This is a genomic window from Pandoraea anhela (genome assembly GCF_902459655.1).
Taxonomy (GTDB): domain Bacteria; phylum Pseudomonadota; class Gammaproteobacteria; order Burkholderiales; family Burkholderiaceae; genus Pandoraea; species Pandoraea anhela.
Window position 1 is genome coordinate 63860 of sequence record NZ_CABPSB010000026.1, and the last position, 6952, is coordinate 70811.

A 6952-nucleotide genomic window follows, 5' to 3' on the forward strand; every position below is an offset into this window, starting at 1 on the left:
GAGTCAATCAAGGAGACATGACATGAGCAAACCCCTCGAAGGAATCAAGATCATCGACTTCACGCACGTGCAGGCCGGTCCGGCATGTACCCAGCTGCTGGCATGGTTCGGCGCCGACGTGATCAAGGTGGAGCGCCCGGGCTCGGGCGACGTCACGCGTAGTCAACTGCGCGACATCCCTGACGCCGATGCCTTGTACTTCACGATGCTCAACAGCAACAAGCGCTCGCTGACGCTGGACACGAAGACGCCGGAAGGCAAGGAAGTGCTCGAAAAGCTCGTGAAGGAATCGGACGTGCTGGTCGAGAACTTCGCGCCGGGCGCACTGGATCGCATGGGCTTTACGTGGGAGCGCCTGAACGAACTGAACCCGAAGCTCATCGTGGCATCGGTCAAGGGCTTCTCGGACGGTCACCACTACGATGACCTGAAGGTCTACGAAAACGTGGCGCAGTGCGCCGGCGGTGCGGCGTCGACCACCGGCTTCTGGGACGGCCCGCCGACGGTGTCCGCCGCAGCGCTGGGCGATAGCAACACCGGTATGCACCTGGCGATCGGCATTCTGACGGCCCTGATCGGCCGTGGCCAGACCGGCCGTGGTCAGAAGGTCGCCGTCTCGATGCAGGATTCGGTCATCAACCTGTGCCGCGTGAAGCTGCGCGACCAGCAGCGTCTGGACCGTGTCGGCTACCTCGAAGAGTATCCGCAGTATCCGCATGGCGAGTTCAGCGACGTCGTGCCGCGTGGCGGCAACGCCGGCGGTGGCGGTCAGCCGGGCTGGGTGCTCAAGTGCAAGGGCTGGGAAACGGACCCGAACGCTTACATCTACTTCACGATTCAGGGCCACGCCTGGGAGCCGATCTGCCGCGCATTGGGCAAGCCGGAATGGATCAGCGATCCGAACTACGCGACGGCGCAAGCGCGTCAACCGCACATCTTCGACATCTTCGCGACCATTGAAGAATGGCTTGCCGACAAGACGAAGTACGAAGCGGTCGACATCCTGCGCAAGTTCGACATTCCGTGCGCACCGGTGCTGTCCATGAAGGAAATCGCCAACGATCCGTCGCTGCGCGCCTCGGGCACGATCGTGGAAGTGCCGCACAAGGAACGCGGTTCGTACCTGACCGTGGGCAGCCCGATCAAGTTCTCGGGTCTGAAGCCGGAAATCACGGGTTCGCCGCTGCTGGGTGAGCACACCGACGAGATCCTGGCCGAGCTGGGCTACAGCAAGGATCAGATCGCCAACCTGCACGCAGCACGTTCGGTCTAAGTTCGCCTGGCCGTCAGGCCAACGGTGTCGCGTCGTGCACCGCGTGCACGCGGTGTATCCGGTGTACAACGTGCACCCCGTTACCGCCTGCGGCGGTAACGGCGTGTGCGGCCGCAGGTGAGGTTGTTCATGGGTGCGGCTCCGTGCGGAGCGGCGCCCATTTTCATTTTCGGGACCGCGCTGTCCTCTAATTGATGTAATTTATCTACATGTTTGGCGGTGGCGACAATGTTGCCGATCGCATTCCCCACAAGACTATTGGAGACACCATGAGCGCATCCGTCGACGTCAATCAGTTGGTGCAGGTCGTAGGCGACGCCATCGTCGTAGCCGACCCCGCAAACATCATCACGCTGTGGAATTCGGGCGCGGAGAAAATGTTCGGTTTCCCGGCGGCCGAAGCCGTGGGGCAACCGCTCGACATCATCATCCCCGACCGGTTGCGAGCGCGCCACAACGAGGGCTATGCGAAGACGATGGAAACCGGGCAGACGAAGTACGGCAGCGATCTGCTCAAGGTGCCCGCCACGCACAAAGACGGCCGCGCCATGTCGATCGCGTTTACCGTGGCTTTGCTGCATGGCGAGGCGGGGGAGGTGACCGGTATCGTTGCCGTGATCCGTGACGAGACCGCCCGTTTTCAGGAGGATCGCCAGTTGCGCAAGCGCGTGACCGAGCTCGAAGCGAAGCTGGCGGCGACGGCCAGTGGCGTCGCGTAACGAGGCATGGCTGCGCAGGTCCCGGGCCGAACGAGGCCTTAGATTGCGCTAGATTGCGGGAATCGACGCGCAGTCGTCCGGCGTCGCCCGTCGAAAAGAAGCACCGATGCGTCATGCGCACCGGTGCTTTTTGCTTTCTTGCGTCAGCGAACAGATAAGGCACGCTCTTATCGGTATTTTGTATTCAATATATTTCGAGGAATTCATCACGCACCCTGATCGAACTCGGTCCTGTCATCCCGGCGGCACATGCCTGTAAACCCCTAGCCGGCCATCGCGGCGCGCAACTTGCTGCAATGCGCAACCCCTTTATTCGCAGGCTTCTGCGCGTTTCCTGCGAGGAAATGCCGCGCCACAGCAAAGGGCATCGGCAACAAAAAGCCGTTGATAAAATATCGTGTATGAAATACCGTATATCACAAGATTCGATCGACGAAAGGCATAGCGCCCGAAGTGGCGACGACCGCCGTCAGATCCGGCGAGGCCCGCGATATTGCTGCACGCGAAAGGCACGATGCTTGTGCGTTCTTCGGTGCACCTCGCATACCAATTACATAAACGCCGTCGCATCAGGAGGAGACAAACCATGGGAAAGGCACTCGAAGGTGTGCGCATTCTCGACTTCACGCATGTGCAGTCCGGGCCGACGTGTACGCAGTTGCTGGCCTGGTTCGGCGCAGACGTGATCAAGATCGAACGCGCGGGGCACGGCGACGTGACGCGCGATCAACTGCGCGATATTCCCGACGCGGACAGCCTTTACTTCACGATGCTCAACAGCAATAAGCGGTCGATCACGCTCGACACGAAGCATCCGGAAGGCAAGGCGGTGCTCGAGCGCATGATCCGCGACTGCGACGTGCTCGTGGAGAACTTCGCCCCGGGCGCGCTCGATCGCATGGGCTTTACGTGGGAACACATTCACGCGCTCAACCCGCGCATGATCGTCGCGTCGGTCAAGGGCTTCGGCCCCGGTCCGTATCAGGACTGCAAGGTCTACGAGAACGTGGCGCAGTGCGTCGGCGGCGCCGCATCGACGACCGGTTTCGACGACGGCCCCCCGATGGTGACGGGCGCGCAAATCGGCGACTCCGGCACCGGCCTGCATCTGGCGCTGGGCATCGTCACGGCGCTCTATCAGCGCACGATGACCGGCCAGGGGCAGCGCGTGCTCGCCGCCATGCAGGACGGTGTGCTGAACCTGTGCCGCGTGAAGCTGCGCGATCAGCAGCGCCTGGAGCGTGCGCGTGTGATGGAGGAGTATCCGCAGTATCCGAACGGCGAATTCGGCGATGCCGTGCCGCGCGCCGGCAATGCGTCGGGTGGCGGTCAGCCGGGCTGGATTCTGAAGTGCAAGGGCTGGGAGACGGACCCGAACGCCTACATCTACTTCATCACGCAGGCTCCGGTGTGGGGGGCGATCTGCAAGGTGATCGGCAAACCCGAGTGGGTCGAGCATCCGGATTACGCCACGCCGCGTGCGCGCCTGCCGCGACTGCGCGAGATCTTCGACACCATCGAACAGTGGACCGTGACGAAGACCAAGTTCGAAGTCATGCGCATTCTCAACGAATACGACATCCCGTGCGGCCCGATCCTTTCGATGAAGGAGATCGCCGAAGACATGTCGCTGCGCGAGACCGGCACCATCGTCGAAGTCGATCACCCGAAGCGCGGCAAGTACCTGACCGTGGGCAACCCGATCAAGCTCTCGGACAGCCCCACGCATGTGGAGCGCTCCCCGCTGCTCGGCGAACACACCGACGACGTGCTCTCGGAATTCGGCTACAGCGCGCAGCAGATCGCGGCGCTGCGCGAAGTCGGCGCGGTCTGACGCGCCCGCAACACGACGCGAGGCACGCCAACGGACGTGAAACAACCCGCGCCCGAGTGTCTGCAAGAGGCAGATGTGAATGACTTCAAGACATCGCGTGAGGCGTGCGCACGGCGAGGGTTGCCGGGCCGCTTCACCGCTACAGGAATGGCAAACGCATGAAGCTCTGGACCCGATTCAAAACCGCACATGGCCGCATCGGCTTTGGCCTGTTGCAGGGCGATCACATTCTCGAACATCGCGGCGATCTCTACGATCAGCCGGTCGCGACGGGTGCCACGATTGCACGCGACGCCGTCGATCTGCTGTGCCCCTGCGAGCCCTCGAAAATCGTGGCGCTCTGGAACAACTTTCACGCGCTCGGCGCCAAGCTCGGCAAGGCCGCGCCGTCGCATCCGCTGTTTCTCATCAAACCGGCCACCACGCTCAACGGTCCCGACGGCGTGATTCGACGTCCGGCCTCGTATGCCGGGAAGATCGTCTTCGAGGGCGAACTGGGCATCGTGATCGGCAAGCGGGCGAGCAACGTGAGCGAGGAAGCGGCGCGCGATTACATCCTCGGCTACACCTTGGTCAACGACGTTACGGCCGCTGAAATCATCGAGCAGGACGGCAACTTCGCGCAGTGGACGCGCGCCAAGGGCTTCGACACGTTCGGCTGCCTCGGCCCGTTCATCGCCGAGGATTTCGACTGGCGCGAGGCCGAACTCGTCACGACACTCGACGGCACGGAGCGTCAGCGCTACCCGCTTGCCGACATGATTTTCAACCCGTGGCAACTCGTTGCGCGTCTGTCTCAGGACATGACGCTGCTGCCCGGCGATGTGATCGCGGTGGGCACGTCGATCGGCGTGGGCTCGATGAAAGAGGGCGCGCTGGTGGAAGTGAGCATCGAGGGACTGGGGACGCTGGCCAACCGCATGGGCGGCTGAGTCCGGCGCGCGTGTCGCGAGCAACCGATTTCACGGTGGTCGGCCGGGGTGGCAATGGCCTGAGTCGATCGCCTTTTTTCATTCGGCGGACCGGAACGATCTGCCCGGGCAGGCCCGTGATGGGGCCTACTTCGTGTCGCCGCCTGTGGGCGGCGGCACGGGGCTCTTGTAGGCCATCATGCCGTCGATCAATGCCGCGCCTTCCGACAGCAGGAACTGACGGAAGGCGAGTGCGACCGGCGGCAGCCGCTTGCTGCGGCGATGCACGACGTACCAGCTTTGCCAGGCGGGAAAGCCCTGTACGTCGAGCACCGTCAACTGGCCCGTCTGCAACTCCATGCCGACGGTGTGTGCGGACAGGAAGCTGATCCCCATGCCCGCGATCACTGCCTGCTTGATGGTTTCCGTGCTGGCGATTTCCATCGCGATTTTCAGTTGCTGGGTGCGATGGCCGAAAGCGTCCTGCAGGGAATTCCAGGTGTCGGATCCACGCTCGCGGCTGATGAACGGTTCTTGCGTCAGTCGTGAAAACGGAATCTGTTTCTGACCGGCCAGCGCATGGCCTGGCGGCGCCACGATGATGTACGGGTGCGGTGCGAAGGCTTCGTTGATCGTGTCGATCTCATGCGGGGGGCGCACCATCACCGCCAGATCGGTGAGGTTTTCGGTGAGTTGGTGCAGCAGTTCCTCGCGGTTGTGCACCGTGAGATTGAGGGTCACGCCGGGATGGCGCACGGTGAATGCCGCGAGCAGGCGGGGGAAGAAATAGTCGCCGGCGCTGATGACGGCCACATTGAGTTTGCCGCCCGTAATGCCTTTGAGGTGATCCATCGCCTCTTCGGTTTCGCGAAACAGCGCAATGATCGCGCGGCTGTAATGCAGCATTTCGTTGCCTGCCGGGGTCAGGAAGATCTTCTTGCCCAGTTGCTCGAAAAGCGGCAATCCGGCGTGTGTCTCAAGTTGCTTGACCTGTGTCGAGACGGCCGGTTGGGTGAGATGCAGTTCCTCGGCAGCGCGCGAAAAGCTCAGGTGGCGCGCCACGGCTTCGAAGACTTTCAACTGGCGGAGCGTGGCGTGTTTCATGCGGCGGAGGTCCGGTGGAAAAGGGCGTGAGCAACGTGCTACGGCGTGTCGTGCGTTCGCATCACGGTCTTGCGGAAGTATAAGTAATCGTTGATGGTTTGCATAATTAACTTTAACTGTCTTTTATATGTCGGGCTGCGTACTCTGCAATGGCAGCCCGCATGACAGTGGTGTGACGACAAAGCGAAAAATGTAGAGGTAGTGCATAGCGGTAACGCCGTCAGGCAACGCGCTTACGTCAGGCGCCACGCGGGTTTGGACGATCACTATTTGGGAGACGCCATCATGTCGGTCATCGAAACGCATATCAAACCCGCCGCCCTGGCACCGGTTGCCAACGCACATCTGCATGCGTTCAACAACGCATTCGTCGAACTGGGTCTGGACTGGTATTGGGATAACCAAACCTACACCCGCTTGCTTCATACCACCGGCAACCAGGATTTGCCGCTGGCGTATCTCGAAGGCGCTTCGGCGCAGGTGTTGCGCATGGCCGAGCTGGTGTTGATCGGGGCTTATCTCGACGGCCATCAGCCGCACCTGCTGCGCGCCTACGAACCGGAATTCCTTTGCGACCTGATTCACTGCACCAAGGTGCGTTGCTTCGAAGCGGCCAACGAAGGTCGTTCGATGCAGGCGCCGAGAGCCGCTGCGGCCTGAGTTTCACAACACGACAGGGGCTCAGACCCCGAGACAATAACTATGCATATTGGCATTCCAAAGGAGACGGCCGACGGCGAATCCCGCGTCGCGGCCACACCGGAAACGGTGAAGAAGCTGGTGAGCGCGGGACATCGCGTCACTGTGGAGCATGGCGCCGGAGCGGCGGCGAGCGTACCCGATGCGGCGTATGTCGCGGCGGGCGCGTCGAGCGGCACGGCCGCCGAGGCGTTCGGTGCGGAGATGGTGCTGAAGGTGCGTGCGCCGTCGGTCGCCGAGATCGCCCGGATGCACCGCGGCGCGGTGGTCGTCGGCATGCTCAATCCGTTCGATGCCGAAAACAACGCACGCATGGCCGCCGCCGGCGTCGTCGGCTTCGCGCTCGAAGCCGCACCGCGCACCACGCGTGCGCAAAGCATGGACGTGCTGTCCTCGCAGGCCAACATCGCCG

At 62.3% G+C, this 6952-nt stretch carries 7 protein-coding genes; 6 read left to right on the forward strand and 1 reads right to left on the reverse strand.

Annotated features, from left to right (window positions below):
• The first annotated feature begins 22 nt into the window (after positions 1–22).
• The 4 genes from frc (PAN31108_RS23950) (at position 23) to PAN31108_RS23965 (ending at position 4758) form a co-directional block, all read left to right on the forward strand.
• The gene (frc, locus tag PAN31108_RS23950; protein WP_150671260.1) at positions 23–1273 is read left to right on the forward strand and encodes a formyl-CoA transferase; all 1251 of its coding nucleotides are present in this window, start codon (positions 23–25) and stop codon (positions 1271–1273) included.
• A 269-nt stretch (positions 1274–1542) separates the two neighbouring features.
• On the forward strand, positions 1543–1992 hold the full coding sequence (locus PAN31108_RS23955) for a PAS domain-containing protein (RefSeq protein ID WP_150671261.1): 450 nt from the start codon (positions 1543–1545) through the stop codon (positions 1990–1992).
• 586 nt (positions 1993–2578) lie between these two features.
• The gene (gene frc, locus PAN31108_RS23960; RefSeq protein WP_150671262.1) at positions 2579–3826 is read left to right on the forward strand and encodes a formyl-CoA transferase; all 1248 of its coding nucleotides are present in this window, start codon (positions 2579–2581) and stop codon (positions 3824–3826) included.
• A gap of 158 nt (positions 3827–3984) precedes the next feature.
• The gene (locus tag PAN31108_RS23965; RefSeq protein ID WP_150671263.1) at positions 3985–4758 is read left to right on the forward strand and encodes a fumarylacetoacetate hydrolase family protein; all 774 of its coding nucleotides are present in this window, start codon (positions 3985–3987) and stop codon (positions 4756–4758) included.
• 126 nt (positions 4759–4884) lie between these two features.
• Here the strand turns inward: PAN31108_RS23965 and PAN31108_RS23970 are convergent, their stop codons facing one another.
• Positions 4885–5841 (reverse strand): LysR family transcriptional regulator, encoded by a 957-nt coding sequence (locus tag PAN31108_RS23970; protein WP_150671264.1) that lies wholly within the window; start codon positions 5839–5841, stop codon positions 4885–4887.
• A 285-nt stretch (positions 5842–6126) separates the two neighbouring features.
• On the opposite strand from PAN31108_RS23970, the gene PAN31108_RS23975 reads away from it, so the two are divergent.
• Positions 6127–6501: an HAD family hydrolase gene (locus PAN31108_RS23975; protein ID WP_150671265.1), complete on the forward strand. Its 375-nt coding sequence runs from the start codon at positions 6127–6129 to the stop codon at positions 6499–6501.
• A gap of 42 nt (positions 6502–6543) precedes the next feature.
• Positions 6544–6952 (forward strand): Rossmann-fold NAD(P)-binding domain-containing protein (locus PAN31108_RS23980; RefSeq protein ID WP_503124998.1); only part of this gene is annotated, 409 nt, incomplete at its 3' end.

Excerpts from the sequence above, each read along its gene's own strand:
- frc (WP_150671260.1), top strand. The coding sequence starts at position 23 with ATGAGCAAACCCCTCGAAGGAATCAAGATCATCGACTTCACGCACGTG.
- PAN31108_RS23955 (WP_150671261.1), top strand. The coding sequence starts at position 1,543 with ATGAGCGCATCCGTCGACGTCAATCAGTTGGTGCAGGTCGTAGGCGAC.
- frc (WP_150671262.1), top strand. The coding sequence starts at position 2,579 with ATGGGAAAGGCACTCGAAGGTGTGCGCATTCTCGACTTCACGCATGTG.
- PAN31108_RS23965 (WP_150671263.1), top strand. The coding sequence starts at position 3,985 with ATGAAGCTCTGGACCCGATTCAAAACCGCACATGGCCGCATCGGCTTT.
- PAN31108_RS23970 (WP_150671264.1), bottom strand. The coding sequence starts at position 5,841 with ATGAAACACGCCACGCTCCGCCAGTTGAAAGTCTTCGAAGCCGTGGCG.
- PAN31108_RS23975 (WP_150671265.1), top strand. The coding sequence starts at position 6,127 with ATGTCGGTCATCGAAACGCATATCAAACCCGCCGCCCTGGCACCGGTT.